The sequence below is a fragment of the Tardiphaga sp. OK245 genome (assembly GCF_900108575.1).
GTDB classification, from domain to species: domain Bacteria; phylum Pseudomonadota; class Alphaproteobacteria; order Rhizobiales; family Xanthobacteraceae; genus Tardiphaga; species Tardiphaga robiniae.
This window is the reverse complement of record NZ_FNWZ01000009.1, coordinates 66,958-81,331: the sequence shown is the minus strand read 5'-3', so window position 1 is coordinate 81,331 and position 14,374 is coordinate 66,958. Positions and strand designations below refer to the sequence as shown.

Sequence of the window (14,374 nt, the reverse complement as noted above, 5' to 3'; positions counted from 1 at the left end):
TTCAGGTCCCGACGCGCAGTGCCGCGCGCTGCTTGCGCAGATAGGCAATCACCGACAGCGCCGTGATGCGTCCGGTCTTCGGGTTCTCCGACGGGATATTCTCGATCTGCATCGAGAAGCGTGCGGAATCCGAATCCACCTCGACGCGGTGAACGTTGCGCGTCAACGCCGGATCGGCCCAGATTTCCAGCGTTGTGGCATCAGGGCCCGCGCCCGCGAGCGACAGCGCGACGGCGACATTGAGATTGGCGGGAAAGCCCTTGGCGGCCTCGCGCGCCGTGCCCTCGAAAATCTTCAGGGGTTCGGTGATGCTCTCGATGTCGATCTTGTTCTCGACGATATAGGGCGCGCCGGCGAGACCCTTCACCGGTTTGCGCGTTACCATGCGGACCGAGTTGATCTTGCCCTCGGCTGCAGCCGTCACCGCGTCGAGGCCGATCAGCGCCCCGGTTGGCACCACGATCTGACCGCCGTTCTGCTTGGCCAGCGCGACGAGATCCTCATTGAACAACAGCGCTCCAGCGCTCAGCACAATCGCGGTCTTGCCCTTGCTGACGAACGGCTTGACGATCTCGGGCAGCAGCTTGGCCGGCGCACATTCGATCACGATATCGGCGACATCCACGAGATCCGCGATCGGCAGCACCGGCGGCGCCTTGCCGAGACAGGACAGGAACGCCTGATGCTTCTCCGGATTTTGCACGGCGACCGCCGCCAGAACCAGGCCATCGATGCCGCGGTCCAGGGCTTCGGCCACCTTGCGGCCGATCGGGCCAAGGCCAACAATGGCCACGCGCGTGGGAGACTTTGCTTCAGTGCTCATTACGTCGATCTCGTCCAATGATTCAGGGGCATGCCGCCACATCCGGAAACGGTTCTCCCCCGGAAAGGCTGCAATGTCCATGCGGTGACGTCACCCAGTTTAGAAGGCTTCCGGCCTCACGCCATCGTGCAGCACGTGCGACAATCCCGGGCTTGCACGTAAAAGGACGTTTCGCTACCTCTGCCGTGATTGCTGTCTCGGCGAGGCCGCACGTAAGCGTTAACGTGAACCAACGCGCCGATCGAACCTGATCCAGGCTCGACCTGCGCGACTCTGCGTCAAACAGGCCGATCTGGATTCCCCGGGAATCCACATGACCGAAACATCTTCAGACATCATTTCAAACGATCTTCATCACATCACGCGCGTTCGCCACGAGCTGAAGCGCCGTCTGCTGACCGTCAAACGCGTGACGTCCGTGACGCCGCATATGAAGCGCATCACCCTCACCGGTGACGACCTCGATGGCTTCGTCAGCGCGTCCTATGACAACCACGTCAAGGTGTTCTTCCCGCGCCCCGGCGAAGCCGAGCCCCTGATGCCCGCCTTCAGCGAAGGCCGCGTGCTGGTCGATGAGAGCGCGCGGCCAATCGCGCGGGACTACACGCCGCGGCGCTATGACGAAGCCGCGAAAGAGCTCGACATCGATTTCGCCATTCATGATGCGGGGCCTGCCACGACCTGGGCCACCGAAGCGAAGCCAGGCGATAAAATCGGTATCGGCGGCCCGCGCGGCTCGTTCGTGGTGCCGGACGACTTCGACTGGTACCTGCTGATTGGCGACGAAACTGCCCTGCCCGCCATCGGCCGCCGACTCGAAGAACTGCGCCCTGCCACACGGGCCATCGTGATCGCAGAAGTCGCCGACGCCGCCGAGGAGCAGATCTTCGCATCCAAGGCGTCCTTCACCATCAACTGGCTGCATCGTGGCCAGCAGAGCGCCGGATCGACCACCCTGATGGAGGATGCTCTGCGCAGCCTTAAACTTCCCGTTGGAGACGGCTATGCCTTCATCGCCGGAGAATCCGAGGTAGCCAAGCGCCTCCGCAGGATTCTCGTCGACGAGCGGCAGCATCCCAAGGCATGGGTCAAGGCGTCAGGCTATTGGAAAGGCGGCGCAGAGAATTATCATGAGCCGCATGACGACTGATCGTCGCGTCCTGAACTAGCAGGAGTATTGGTGTCCCATCGTTTCACGCGCCGCGATTTTACCGGAGCGGCCGGCGCACTCGCTGCCGGCCTCGCCGTCCCGACTGCGAAGGCCGAGGCTCAAACAGCCGCGACCACACCGGCCGCGCTTGCCAACGACCGGCGTTTTCCTGCCGATTTCGTCTGGGGCACCGCGACGTCGGCCTATCAGATCGAGGGTGCCGTCTCGGCCGAAGGCCGCGGCCCCTCGATCTGGGACAGCTATTCGCACACGCCGAACAAGATTCGCGGCGGCGGCAACGGCGACCACGCGGTGGATCATTTCCATCGCTACAAGGAAGACGTCCAGCTGATGAAGGCGTTGGGCGCGAAGGCCTATCGCTTCTCCATGTCATGGTCGCGCGTATTTCCGACCGGCGTGGGCACATCCAATCCGCAAGGGCTGGATTTCTACAACCGTCTCATCGACGAGTTGCTCGCCAACGGGATCGAGCCATTCGCCACGCTGTATCACTGGGATCTGCCGCAAGCGCTGCAGGATCGCATCGGCGGCTGGGCGTCATCAGATACGTCGAAGGCATTCGGCGACTATGCCGGCCATGTCGCGCAGCGCATCACCGACCGCGTCAAGAACATCTTCACCATCAATGAATGCGGGACCTTCGTGGATTTCGGCTATGGCCACGGCCCGGTCGAGCTCGCGCCCGGCCTCAAGCTGCCACAGCCGCAGCTCAACCAGGTTCGCCATCACGTCGCACTGGGCCATGGCATGGCTGTGCAGGCGATCCGCGCCAATGGACGCGCCGACACCAAGGTCGGCGTTGCCGAGAATGTCGCATCCTGCGTTCCGGCCATCGAGACGCCTGCCAATATCCGCGCAGCCGAAATCGCAACGCGCGAGATGAATGGTGGCTACATGACCGTCATCCTCGAAGGCAGATACACCGATGCGTTTCTCGCCTATGCCGGCAAGAATGCGCCGAGCTTCACCGCCGAAGAACTGAAGATCATTTCTTCCCCCGTCGATTTCGTCGGTCTCAACGTCTACATGCCGCAATATTATGTGGTGGCGAGTGGGGATCAAAACGGCTTTGCACTGGTGCCATTCCCGACCTCGTTCCCGCGCATGGATTCAGACTGGCTGCGGATCGGGCCGGAGGCGCTGTATTGGGCGCCCCGCAATGTCGCCGAGGTCTGGAACGTCAAGCAGATCTATATCAGCGAGAACGGCACATCGGCTGCGGACCGGCCAGCCGGCGACGGCAAGATCCACGATCTCGACCGCGTCATGTATCTCAGGAACTATCTCACGCATCTGCAGCGCGCGACGTCGGAAGGCATTCCCGTAAAAGGGTACTTCCACTGGAGCCTGATGGATAACTTCGAATGGTCGGATGGTTATGAAAAGCGCTTCGGGCTGTATCACGTCGATTTCGAAACGCAGAAGCGTACACCGAAGCTCAGCGCGGAGTTCTATCGCAGCCTAATCGCGACCAACGCGCTGGTCTAGCTTAGAGCAACTTCCCGTCAGCGCCGAAGAACGGATGCGGGCCGTCGAAGTCACCGATCGGCACCTGATGCGTGACCAGATGGCCGCCCTCCTCGCCATCCGGAAACCAGACATGCAGGTGGAAAGCCGGTGGCTCGACACGGAAGGACGGCGGACGCAATTCGGCGATGTCGAGATCGACCGCATGGTTCGGCGCCGGGCAAATGGTCGCAACCGTCCCGGCGAATGTCGTCAGCGTCGCACGATGCACGTGGCCGGCAGCGACGATCCGCACACGCGGATACTTGCGGACCATGGTAGCGAGCTCATCCGCATTGAACAGGTCCTGCACGTCCATATGGGTGATGCCAGTGCGGAACGGCGGATGATGCAGGAACAACAATGCCGGCCGCTCGCGCGATGATGCCAGCGTGGCATCCAGCCACTCCAGCGTTGCCGCTTCCAGCGTGCCGTGCGGCTTTCCCGGAACATGCGAGTCCAGCAGGATGATATCGAGCGGACCAACCGTCCGCGCCTGATCGAGCGGCCCCGACGACTTGGCATAGGCCCAATCGGGAAATGCCGCGCGCATCATGTCGCGGGCGTCGTGATTGCCGGGCACGCCGATGAAAGGGATCTTGAGCGGCGCCAACAGTCGCCACAGATGCTCGTATTCGCCGGGCGTCGGCGTATCAACGAGATCGCCGGAGATGACAACGAGATCCGGCCGCGGATCGAGCGCGTTCAGCTCGGCGACACAGCGCTCCAGCGCCCTCGCCGTGTCGACCTTGCCATAGGCCAGCTCGCCCGGCGCCTTGATATGCAGATCCGAGATCTGCGCGATGATGGTGGGCTTCGACATCAATCTTCTTTCGGCAACACGCGAACCGCTTGAGACGCGACCGACAGGCCGACGCGCTCCCCTGCACGCACATTGATGGTGTTCGGCGCGTCCACCGTCAACGGCTTGTTCGCCGCACCCGTCACCACGAGGCGCTGGCGATCACCGATAAAGGCGACGCTTTCAACCATGCCGCGCAGGAAAGCATCCGCCTCGGCGACAATTCCGATGGTCTCTGGCCGGATCATCGCCACTGCCGCAGCGTTGTCGGCGGCATCGTCGAGCGCCAGCCAGCCACCGGGCAACGTCAGCCGCCCCCCGCTCACCGGCCCCTCGACGATATTGGCCGCACCGACGAATTCGGCGACGAAACGGTTCTGGGGAGCAAAGTAGATCTCGCGCGGCGTGCCGATCTGGGCGATAGCGCCCTTGCGCATCACCACAATGCGGTCACCGAGTTCCATCGCTTCGGCCTGATCGTGAGTCACATAGATCGCGGTGATCCCGAGCGAGCGCAGCAGGCTGTTGAGTTCACTGCGCAGCCGGTCGCGTAGCGACGCATCGAGCGCCGTCAACGGCTCGTCCAGCAGCAGCACGCGCGGCCGCACGGCCACCGCGCGCGCCAGCGCAACGCGCTGACGCTGGCCGCCCGACAATTGATCGATCCGGCGGTTTTCGAGCCCGCCGATATTGGTCAGCGCCACCATCTCGGCGACACGCGCCGCCCGCGCGGCCTTGTCGACACCGCGGATCTTGAGCCCGTAGCCGATATTCTCGGCCACCGTCATGTTAGGAAACAGTGCATAGGACTGGAACACCATGCCGACATGGCGCTGCTCGATCGGCACCGAGGTCATGTCGGTCTTGTCGAACAGCACACGGCCGCCCGCATCGGGCGTCTCCAGACCAGCGATAATCCGCAGCATAGTGGTCTTGCCGCAACCGGAAGGGCCAAGCAGAACCAGCGTCTCGCCTGACACGATATCCAGCGAGGCCGGCGCCAGCGCCTGCGTGCCATCCGGAAAGGTCTTGCCGCAGTTCTCGATATGAACGGCCGCACCGTGGCCTGCAACAGCGCTCATTTCGTTTCGCCCTTCTCGGCAAACATCTGCATCGCCACCAGAAGAGGCACAATCATGATGAAAAAGATCAGTGTGTAGGCCGATGCCACTTCGAGCCGCATCGACGCGTAACTATCGGCGAGACCGACCGGCAGCGTCTTGGTGAGCGGCGTGTGCAGCATCCAGGTCAGGTTGAATTCGCCGAGCGACAGCGTCACCACCATCAGCGATCCGGCGAGAATGCCGGGCATGGCGTTCGGAACGATGACGTTGCAAAACCGCCTCCATGGCGAGGCGCCGAGCGAGGCAGCCCCCTCGTCCAGCGTCTTGATGTCCACCGAAGCGAACACCGCCATCACCGAGCGCACCATGAAGGGCATGGTGAAGACCACATGGCCTGTGAGGATGAACAGCCACGACTGCCGGAAGCCACCGAAACCGCCATAAGTCAGCAGCAGCGCCAGCGCGATCGCGAGGCCGGGAATCGCCAGCGGCAGCGTGATGATCTCCTCGATCACGCGCGACAACCTCCCGCCCTTCACGTGCAATCCGTAAGCCGCAGGCACGCCGACAACCAGCGTCACCGCCAGGGTCGCGAAGGCGATCAGAAACGACAGCCCGATTTCGCCGGCATAGAGGTTCCAAACCTGCACCACCCATTGCAGCGTGACGCCCGACTGGATGCCACGGAAGTAGTTGACGGTGACGCCGGCGGAAATCGACAACACAACGGGCACGACGAGGAACGTCGCGACGAGCAGTGTAAATCCGAGCTGGCCAGCGAAAATGAGGCGGTCGCGCATGGCTTACCCCGCCGCTGCGACAGCGCCGCCGCTCATTGAGCGGGCCAGCGCGAGGATTGCCCAGGCGATCACGCCGAGTCCGATCGACAGCGCCGCCGAGATCGCGAAATTCGCCGCCAATGTGAACTCGGTATAGATTAGCATCGGTAGCACATCGATGTTGGTCGCAAGCGTGAAGGCCGTGCCGAACGCCCCCATCGCCGTCGCGAAGGCGATTGCGCCCGAGGCTACGAAAGCCGGCCCGAGCGCCGGCAGTACCACGTCGCGCTGGACCGCCCACGGGCTCGCACCGAGCGAACGCGCCGCCTCCTCCAGCCCGATATCGAGCTTTTGCACCGCGGCCATCACCGTGAGGATCACGCGCGGAATCGAGAAATAGAGATAGCCGAGAAACAGACCGAAGATCGAATAGGCGAACACGACTTTCTCGCCCGTCACCGCGGCGGTGATGGCACCGATCAGGCCCTGACGTCCGGCCAGCAGAATGATCAGGAAGCCGACCACGACCCCGGGAAATGCCAGCGGAAACGTCAGCATCGCGATCAGCACGGCGCGGCCGGGGAAGCGATGCCGCTGCAGAAACAGGCCCGCGATGGTGGCAATCACCAGCGTGGCGATGGTCGTCGCCGCAGCGAGTACGACCGTATTGATCAGCGTGGCACGATAGCGCGGCTCGGTGATGATCGCGAGATAGGCGGACACGCCGCGCGATCCACCGGCACCGACGGCGAGCAATTGCGCCATCGGCAAGAGGAAGAAGGCTGCTGTCACCACCACGAGCGGCAGCAGGCAGATCCAGATGAAATTACGATGCGACATGAAACTATGGTGCCCCTGCCCCCGCCGGGGCACCATTGTGCATCAACGGACTTCGGCGAGATAGCGGTCGCTGAAGCCTTTCTGCGCCAGCTCCATCTTGCCCCAGTCCACGCTCTTGGCGCGGGCATATTCGCTATCCGGCAGGAATTTGGCCTTCACGGCTTCCGGCAATTCGATCTTGCGGGCCGGACGGAGGTAGGCATTGGTCCAAATCGCCTGGCCCTTGTCGGACAGGAGATAATCCATGACCTTCTTAGCCTTGTCCTTGTGCGGCGCGTTCTTCACGAGACCGACCACATAGGGGAACACGACCGAGCCTTCGCAGGGAATGACGAATTCGAAACTGCCCTTCTCGGAATACTTGGCGCGATAGGCATTGAAATCATAATCCAACAGGATCGGCATCTCGCCGGAGACGACGCGGGCATAAGACGTCTGCTTCGGCACGATCGCGTCGTTCTTCTTCAGCTCCTTGAAGAAGGCGATGGCCGGATCGAAATTCTGGTCGGTGCCGCCGAGCGCGAGATTGACCGCAACAGCGCCGACATAGCCGACGGCGGCCGACGTCGGATCGAGATAGCCGACCATGCCCTTGTAGTCGGGCTTGGCGAGATCCTTCCAGCACTTCGGCACCGGCTTGCCAGCGAGGGCATCCTTGTTGACGAAGAAACCGAGCGTGCCGGAATGGATCGTGGTCCAGTAGCCTTCGGAGTCCTTCAGGCCGGCATCGACCTGATCCCAGCCAGCGGGCTTGTAGGGTTCGAGTGCATCCTGCGCCTTGGCCTTCATACCGAAGGTGACGCCGAAATAGCCGATGTCGCCGACCGGATTGGCCTTCTCGGCGAGGATCTGCGCCAGTGCCTGACCGGAATTCTTGTTGTCATGCGGCATCTCAATGCTGAGGTCGGTCTTCACCGCCTTGATCATCGACGCCCAGTCGGCCCATTCCGGCGGACAGTTGTAGCAGATGACATCCGCAGCACGAGCGGGCTGCGATAGGGCGGCGAGCGCCAGCGCGGACAGAGCAAATACCAAGCGGAACGGTTTCACGGCGATCGTCTCCATCCTGACGCAGGCTTTAAGGCCCGCGCATAGAAGTCTGAGGGGAATGCGTGACGCCCCACTATAGGCCGCGGATGAAACTTTTGCGACAAAGCCAACCCGCAGCGCATTTGTGCACCGCAATGACCGTGAAGCCCATCGACAACACCCCGCGGAGGATGTGAAATCGCCCGTCGCCGCTGATATTGGACCGTTGATGTGAAAGAGACGCCCGAACGCGATCGAGGCCTGCTCGGTCTGGTCGAACGACTCATGAGGAGGCCAGGCGATCCCGAACCGATCAGGCCTGAGCCAGACGCGGACACCAGAGACGGTTTCGATCCGGTCGTCGCGGAGGAGAATCCGGCGGCATCGCTGGAGCCGCAACTTGCGGTCGAGAGCACCCGCACGCTTGACCGGTCGGAAATCGCAGATGTGATCCTGCGCGCGCTAAAGGGTATAGATGGCTGTCCGACAGCTGGCTTCGAGGTGGTCGTCTATGGCACGCGCCCATGGAACGCCATGTTGCGCATCACGCCGGCCGCCGGCGCGGTGCCTGACGCGCGTGCCTGGCGCCAGCGGGTCCAGGACATGGTTCAGCTGTTGCGACATCAATACGAGTTGCGCGAATAGACCGGAGGCTAGCCTTCCATGCGCACCAGCACGACCTCAAACGGCACGCCGGGGCGTTGCTTGACGACACCTCTGCAGGACGCCGTCGTGGTTTTGGATGTCCCGACCAGATCAATCTCGACCTCGTCGATGCCGAAGATCGTTGGCTGGCCGTCCGCATGCCGGCGGGTCGCAATCGTCGCCGTGAAAGCATCGCCGTTCTGGATATAGGAACCGCTATAGGCGATCACCGTATCGCCGCCCGACAATCGACCATCAGCGAGCGTGATAATCCCCATGCCTTCCTTCTCGGGAATACGAAACCACGCCGAATAACGGCCATCCGGGAGCATGACAAACCTGAACTGTAAGTTGCGGTATAGCCAATTACCACCAACCCATCAGAAAGACGTTAACCAGATCGATCGCATTGAAACGATCGATCTCGCCTTCCCCAATGTAATGCCGCGCTACTTGCCGCCCCCGATATTGCCGCCCTTGATATGGCCGAGCGAGTTGCTGCCATAGGCAGAATTGCCATGATTGCCGCTCATCGCCGCATTGCCACGAAAGATCGCGGGACCTCGCATCTGGCCATAGGCCCCGTAATATCCGTGGTGCGCCTTGTAGCCGCGATGGACTTTCTTCGCCGACGCCGCCGTCGCCGTGAAACTCGCGATCATCAGTGCAGCTGCCGCCGTCGCCAGAATCTTTTTCATGTTCAACCCTCTGTAACACCCTGCAAGAAAACGCCGACGGCTGCGTCTCGTTCCGGCACAAATCGTCGCAAAGAACGGCTTACGACGATCTCCGGACATCCCGTCCACAGGCCTGGTAACGCTTTGCTCACCATACAAAATGGGTGGCCCCGACCGCGATCGGTGGTAAGTGGGTGCTGCTTATTGCGCATCAAATAAATTACACCGCGTTCGGACATCATGTTGCTAGATCAGTCCTCCATCTTCGCAGCGATCGGACTCTCGAGCGCGGCGCTCGCGCTCACATTGCTCGCCACCTGGCTTGTCGCGCGATCCGAGACCTATCTGCTGACTTGGTCGATCGGTCTCGCGACCACGGTCGTTGCCGTCATCATCTATGCAGGCTTCGAACAGTATGATTCGAGGTTACAGCTCGCTGCATTCGTATTGCTGCTTGTCGGCTTCGGAGTGATCTATGCGGGCACCACGCAATTCTGCTCGAATGAGGCTCACTGGATCCGCGCCGCCCTCGTCACCACTGCAGGGCTCGTTCCGATGATCATCGGCTTTGCGCTTGGTTACACCGGCACCGGCACGATGGCCGCGAATTTTGGCACGGGCCTTCTCGTTGCGCTCTCGGCCGCGCAATATTGGCACGCGCGCGCCGAAGCACCGCTGCTGATGGTCGCAAATGCGCTACTCTATCTCGTCACCGCCGCATCGTTCGTGGCTTGCGGTGCCGAACTCTTGCGTACCGGACAATTCGTGCTGACCGATCGACCGATGAATTGGGCAGAACAGTTCAATTCACTGATGGTGATCGTCGGTCTGACCGGGATCGGTGCACTGTCACTGACAATCAACCAGATCCGGACGTCGAACCGGCATAAATCCGATGCCATGACCGATCCTTTGACCGGCCTGCTCAACCGGCGCGCGCTGTTTGGCGAAAAGGTAACGGAGACAGCATCCAACACTGCAATTCTGGTGATGGATCTCGATCACTTCAAAACGATCAACGATCGGTTCGGCCACGCCGCCGGCGACCGCGTGCTGCGGGCCTTTGCCGAAGTCATCTTCTCGAACATTCGCGCCGAAGATGTTGCCGCGCGACTGGGCGGTGAGGAATTCTGCATTGTCCTATCCGCCTCGAGCCCAAAAGCAGCAGCCGCTGTTGCCGAGCGTATCCGATCGACGCTCGAAACTAAGACCTTCCCGACCTCCGCCGGTGTTATCCATGCTACGGTCAGCGTAGGGATCGCTATCCGGTCATCTGAACCGGAAACATTGCAGGCGTTGCTCAGCCGAGCAGATGCTGCGCTCTATCAAGCCAAGGCGGCCGGCCGGAATCGCGTACAGATTTCTGATTTTCATCTGGCCGCCTGAGCCGCGCGACGCCCGGTTCCACGAAAAATTAAGCACTGGCTGGCAGCGTAAGGTTTTTCGGCAGAATGCCCCGATGCCCGGTCAGAAAACCATTGCCATAGAGACGCTCAATCTGCTGCGCGCCTCAGAACCACGTCCCAACGACAGCCACCTCAAGGCGGCGTCGATCGTCGCTTTTCCGCTCGGCCCCATCGAGGTCGAGCAAATCACGCCACGGTTCTTCGCCTCCTTCGCCATCGAGAGCCTGCTGCGCTCGATCTGCTACCGTGAAGAACAATGGCTGATCGACGCCCGGCACAGCCATGCCATGCGGATGACACTGAACTGGGTCGAGGCTGAAAGCTGACGACCGAATTACCCCTCGGCCGGAAACGTATCTCGCATTGACGGCCGCTCCGACACGGTTGCGAACCAGTCGGTCAGGGCCGGCCGCGAGCTGCGCCAGTCGAATGATGCGAAACGGAAATCCAGATAGCCGAGCGCGCAGGCGATGGTGAGGCTGCCGATGGTGATGCGGGTGCCAAACATTGCGACGTCGTTTTCCATCTGGTCTAGGGCCGCAGCGATCTTGGTCATCTGACCATCGATCCACTCCGCCGATCTGATCTCGTCGCTCCGGCACGTGTTCTCGTAACGTGTCAGCAGCGCAGCATCGAGCAAGCCGTCACCGAGCGCCTGCTCGGTGAGCACCTGCCAGCGCTCGGCGCCGCGCGGAAACAGCGAACCGTGTCCGAGGTCGTCGAGATATTCGCAAATCACCCGGCTGTCGAACAGCAGCGTGCCATCCGCCAGCTTCGCCGCCGGCACCTTGGCGAGCGGGTTGAAACTTGCGATCCGCGCGTCGCGCTTGAGCGGATGCGCTGCGCTGGGCAGCTTCAAGATACGATCGGCAATCCCGAGCTCGATGGCGCAGGCCATCACCTTGCGGACGTAAGGCGAGGTCGGCGCATAAAACAGTTCGATCTTGGCGCTCATGGCTTCTGATCCTCAGCGTCGATGGCTGCCAGCGCGGCACGCGCGACTTCGACATCCTGCGCGCCGGTGCCGGACCCGACGCCGACCGCGCCGACGCACTGGCCTGCAATCACGATGGGCAATCCGCCTTCGAGATTGGTCAGGCGGCCACCGCCTGCGATGGCCAGCTTGATCTCGTCGGCGGGATTGAGCCGCGATGTCGGCTGCCGATGCGACGCGGCCGTGATGGCCTTGGACATCGATGTTTCCCGCGACAGCAATTTGGCGCCGTCCATCCGGACAAACGCCAGCAGATTGCCGCCGTCGTCGACGATCGTGACGTTCTGCGCCACGCCGAGCTCTTCTGCCTTGGCGACGGCACCAGCCAGCGCTTTGAGCGCGCCTTCATGTGTCAGCTTGAGAGAGGGCTTAGTCGTCGCCATTAGATAGCTCCAGTATCGACATGTAGCATTTGCGTTCGACAGCGCCGCTCACGCGGCGGCGCCGGCCGGCAGCAGCAGCACTTTGCCGATGTTTTCATTGGCTTCCAGAATGCGGTGAGCTTGCGCTGCATCTCCGAGAGGCAACTGGCGCCAGATCAGCGGCCTCACTACGCCGGATGCCACCAGCGGCAGTACCTCGGCACGGAGCGCGGCAGCGATTGCGGTCTTCTCCTCGTCGGACTTCGGCCGCAGCGTCGACGACGTCAGATACAATCCCTTCCGCATCACCAGTCCGAGATCGATCGGCACCACGCCGCCTTCCATGAAGGACAGGCTGACGTGCCGTCCGCCGGATGCCAGCGCATCGAGATTGCGCGCCACATAGGAGCCACCGACGATGTCGAGCACGACATCGACGCCGCGCCCGCTTGTGGCGTCGCGCGTTGCGACAACGAAGTCGTCGGTACGATAGTTGATGGCGACGGCGCCGAGCGCTTCCACCGCCTTCTTCTTGGCATCGCTGCCCACGGTCGCGATCGCCGTCGCACCGCGAGCGATGGCCATGCGGATCGCGATGGTGCCGACGCCACTGGCACCGCCATGCACCAACACGGTCTCACCCTTCGACAACCGGCCGCGTTCGAACAGATTGTGCCAGACGGTGAACAGCGCTTCGGGCAATGCCGCCGCCTGCTCCATCGTCAGCCCCTCGGGCACCGCAAGACAATGCGACGCCTTGGCGATGCAATAGCGCGCGTAACCGCCGCCCTTCACCAGGGCCATCACCGCCTGCCCCAGCAACGCAGCGTCGCCTCCGACCACGCGGCCAGCGACTTCGAGCCCGAGCACGTCAGTGACACCCGGCGGCAGCGGCACGGCACCGCTTCGCTGCATCAGATCAGGGCGATTGACGCCGGCTGCTGCGACCTCGATCAACACTTCGCCAGGACCGGGCACCGGCACTGGTCGTTCGACTTGGGTCAGAACGTCAGGACCGCCTGCTTGCGTCGCGATGATCGCCTGCATGGTCGACATGATCGTCGACACTTCGTTCTTCATGATACGCGTATCCACTCTTCACTCGGCCGACGCAGCAAATCCGCCAGCCTGTCCATCATCGCGTTCGCAGCCGCGAGTTCGTCGAAGCCGATCCACTCGTCGGGTTTGTGCCCGCGCGCCATGTCGCCGGGTCCGCAAACCAGCGTCGGGATGCCGGCCTGCGCATAGAGGCCCGCCTCGGTGCCGAAGGCCACTGTGGTTGCGGGTTGCGTATCGCCCGCCATTCCGGCGACCAGACGCGTCATGGAGGCATCGGCGGCGGTCTCGAGCCCGGGATAGGCCGACAGTTCCTCGGAGACGATGTCAGCCTCCGGCGCACTGGCGCGCAGCCGATCACGCTCGCGCGCAACCACCTCATCGATCCGCGCAAGAATCTCGCCGGCGTCACGGCCTGGCATGGTGCGGATCTCGTATTCCAGCACGGCGCGTTCCGGCACCAGATTGACCATGCTGCCGCCATGCAGCGAGCCGACGTGAATGGTCGTGTATGGCGGATCGAATGCCGCATCGCCGCCGCGCGCGACTTCCTCATCAGCGAAGCCCCGCAGCGCATGCGCGATCGCAACGCCCGCATCGACCGCATTGGCCGCACGATGCGGCATCGCCGAATGGCCGGTGCGACCGGTGACGGTCAGGCGCCGCGCGACCTTGCCCTTGTGCGCGCGAACGACGCGCATGGTGGTTGGCTCACCGACAATGGCGAGTGCCGGCGGTGCAACAGACTGCATAAGCACCCGTACGAGATCGGGCGCGCCGCGGCATCCGACTTCCTCGTCATAGGAAAACGCCAGATGCACGGGCGCGGCCGTTGCCGCCTCCTTCAACCGCGGCACGGCCGCGAGCACCACGGCCAGAAAGCCCTTCATGTCGGTGGCACCGCGACCATAGACGCGCTCGTCACGGATGACGCCAGCGAATGGCGGCACGGTCCACGCCTGCCCCTCCACCGGCACCACATCCGTATGCGCCGACAGAACAACACCCGGTCGATCTGCCGGACCGATCGTCGCAAGCAACGACGCCTTGCCTCCATCGGGCGACGGCACGCGGCGCGAAGACACGCCCGCCGACGCTAGTATCCGCTCGATATATGCGATGATATCGAGGTTCGAATTTGAACTTATACTTTCAATACTGATCAGCTCGCAAAGTATTTGAGCTATTCGATCGATCATCTATACTCCAAATACTTTTAC

General features: G+C 62.3%; 17 protein-coding genes. 5 read left to right on the top strand and 12 right to left on the bottom strand.

Features of this window, described 5'->3' with window-relative positions; genetic code table 11:
• Position 1: 1 nt before the first annotated feature.
• Positions 2–823 (bottom strand): aspartate dehydrogenase, encoded by an 822-nt coding sequence (locus BLW80_RS29465; RefSeq protein WP_093762190.1) that lies wholly within the window; start codon positions 821–823, stop codon positions 2–4.
• A gap of 313 nt (positions 824–1,136) precedes the next feature.
• On the opposite strand from BLW80_RS29465, the gene BLW80_RS29460 reads away from it, so the two are divergent.
• Positions 1,137–1,973, top strand: a complete 837-nt coding sequence (locus BLW80_RS29460) for a siderophore-interacting protein (RefSeq protein ID WP_093762136.1) — start codon at positions 1,137–1,139, stop codon at positions 1,971–1,973.
• Between the two features lie 30 nt (positions 1,974–2,003).
• Entirely contained in the window at positions 2,004–3,482 is a 1,479-nt protein-coding gene (locus BLW80_RS29455) for a GH1 family beta-glucosidase (protein WP_093762188.1), read from the top strand.
• Position 3,483: 1 nt separating this feature from the next.
• Here the strand turns inward: BLW80_RS29455 and BLW80_RS29450 are convergent, their stop codons facing one another.
• The 5 genes from BLW80_RS29450 to BLW80_RS29430 are packed head-to-tail and all read right to left on the bottom strand — an operon-like array spanning position 3,484 to position 8,035.
• Positions 3,484–4,323 (bottom strand): phosphodiesterase, encoded by an 840-nt coding sequence (locus tag BLW80_RS29450; RefSeq protein ID WP_502688646.1) that lies wholly within the window; start codon positions 4,321–4,323, stop codon positions 3,484–3,486.
• Entirely contained in the window at positions 4,323–5,384 is a 1,062-nt protein-coding gene (locus BLW80_RS29445; protein WP_093762132.1) for an ABC transporter ATP-binding protein, read from the bottom strand. Before BLW80_RS29445 ends, BLW80_RS29450 begins: the two co-directional genes overlap by 1 nt.
• Positions 5,381–6,166, bottom strand: coding sequence for an ABC transporter permease (locus tag BLW80_RS29440; protein WP_093762130.1), 786 nt, complete (start codon positions 6,164–6,166; stop codon positions 5,381–5,383). The genes BLW80_RS29445 and BLW80_RS29440 overlap by 4 nt, the downstream gene beginning before the upstream one ends.
• Positions 6,167–6,169: 3 nt before the next feature.
• Positions 6,170–6,985, bottom strand: coding sequence for an ABC transporter permease (locus BLW80_RS29435; RefSeq protein ID WP_068732044.1), 816 nt, complete (start codon positions 6,983–6,985; stop codon positions 6,170–6,172).
• A 42-nt stretch (positions 6,986–7,027) separates the two neighbouring features.
• A complete protein-coding gene (locus BLW80_RS29430) occupies positions 7,028–8,035 on the bottom strand; it encodes an ABC transporter substrate-binding protein (protein WP_089265637.1) in 1,008 nt (335 codons plus the stop codon).
• A gap of 210 nt (positions 8,036–8,245) precedes the next feature.
• On the opposite strand from BLW80_RS29430, the gene BLW80_RS29425 reads away from it, so the two are divergent.
• Entirely contained in the window at positions 8,246–8,659 is a 414-nt protein-coding gene (locus BLW80_RS29425) for a hypothetical protein (protein ID WP_093762128.1), read from the top strand.
• 8 nt (positions 8,660–8,667) lie between these two features.
• Here BLW80_RS29425 and BLW80_RS29420 read toward each other — a convergent pair whose 3' ends face one another.
• Both BLW80_RS29420 and BLW80_RS29415 read right to left on the bottom strand, forming a co-directional pair.
• Positions 8,668–8,991: a GrlR family regulatory protein gene (locus BLW80_RS29420; RefSeq protein WP_089264760.1), complete on the bottom strand. Its 324-nt coding sequence runs from the start codon at positions 8,989–8,991 to the stop codon at positions 8,668–8,670.
• A gap of 117 nt (positions 8,992–9,108) precedes the next feature.
• Entirely contained in the window at positions 9,109–9,357 is a 249-nt protein-coding gene (locus BLW80_RS29415; protein ID WP_089264761.1) for a hypothetical protein, read from the bottom strand.
• A 219-nt stretch (positions 9,358–9,576) separates the two neighbouring features.
• On the opposite strand from BLW80_RS29415, the gene BLW80_RS29410 reads away from it, so the two are divergent.
• Entirely contained in the window at positions 9,577–10,722 is a 1,146-nt protein-coding gene (locus BLW80_RS29410; RefSeq protein WP_093762126.1) for a GGDEF domain-containing protein, read from the top strand.
• Positions 10,649–11,068, top strand: a complete 420-nt coding sequence (locus BLW80_RS29405) for a hypothetical protein (RefSeq protein WP_139285971.1) — start codon at positions 10,649–10,651, stop codon at positions 11,066–11,068. Before BLW80_RS29410 ends, BLW80_RS29405 begins: the two co-directional genes overlap by 74 nt.
• A gap of 8 nt (positions 11,069–11,076) precedes the next feature.
• On the opposite strand, the gene BLW80_RS29400 is transcribed toward BLW80_RS29405, so the two are convergent.
• The 4 genes from BLW80_RS29400 to argE are packed head-to-tail and all read right to left on the bottom strand — an operon-like array spanning position 11,077 to position 14,353.
• Positions 11,077–11,685 carry a glutathione S-transferase gene (locus BLW80_RS29400; protein WP_093762186.1) on the bottom strand — a complete coding sequence of 203 codons (609 nt, stop codon included), beginning with the start codon at positions 11,683–11,685 and terminating at the stop codon, positions 11,077–11,079.
• A gap of 8 nt (positions 11,686–11,693) precedes the next feature.
• On the bottom strand, positions 11,694–12,119 hold the full coding sequence (locus BLW80_RS29395; RefSeq protein WP_093762122.1) for a GlcG/HbpS family heme-binding protein: 426 nt from the start codon (positions 12,117–12,119) through the stop codon (positions 11,694–11,696).
• Positions 12,120–12,167: 48 nt separating this feature from the next.
• The gene (locus BLW80_RS29390) at positions 12,168–13,178 is read right to left on the bottom strand and encodes an NAD(P)H-quinone oxidoreductase (RefSeq protein WP_244528498.1); all 1,011 of its coding nucleotides are present in this window, start codon (positions 13,176–13,178) and stop codon (positions 12,168–12,170) included.
• Complete coding sequence (argE, locus tag BLW80_RS29385) at positions 13,175–14,353, bottom strand: acetylornithine deacetylase (RefSeq protein WP_093762120.1); 1,179 nt, start codon at positions 14,351–14,353, stop codon at positions 13,175–13,177. Before argE ends, BLW80_RS29390 begins: the two co-directional genes overlap by 4 nt.
• Between the last annotated feature and the right edge of the window lie 21 nt (positions 14,354–14,374).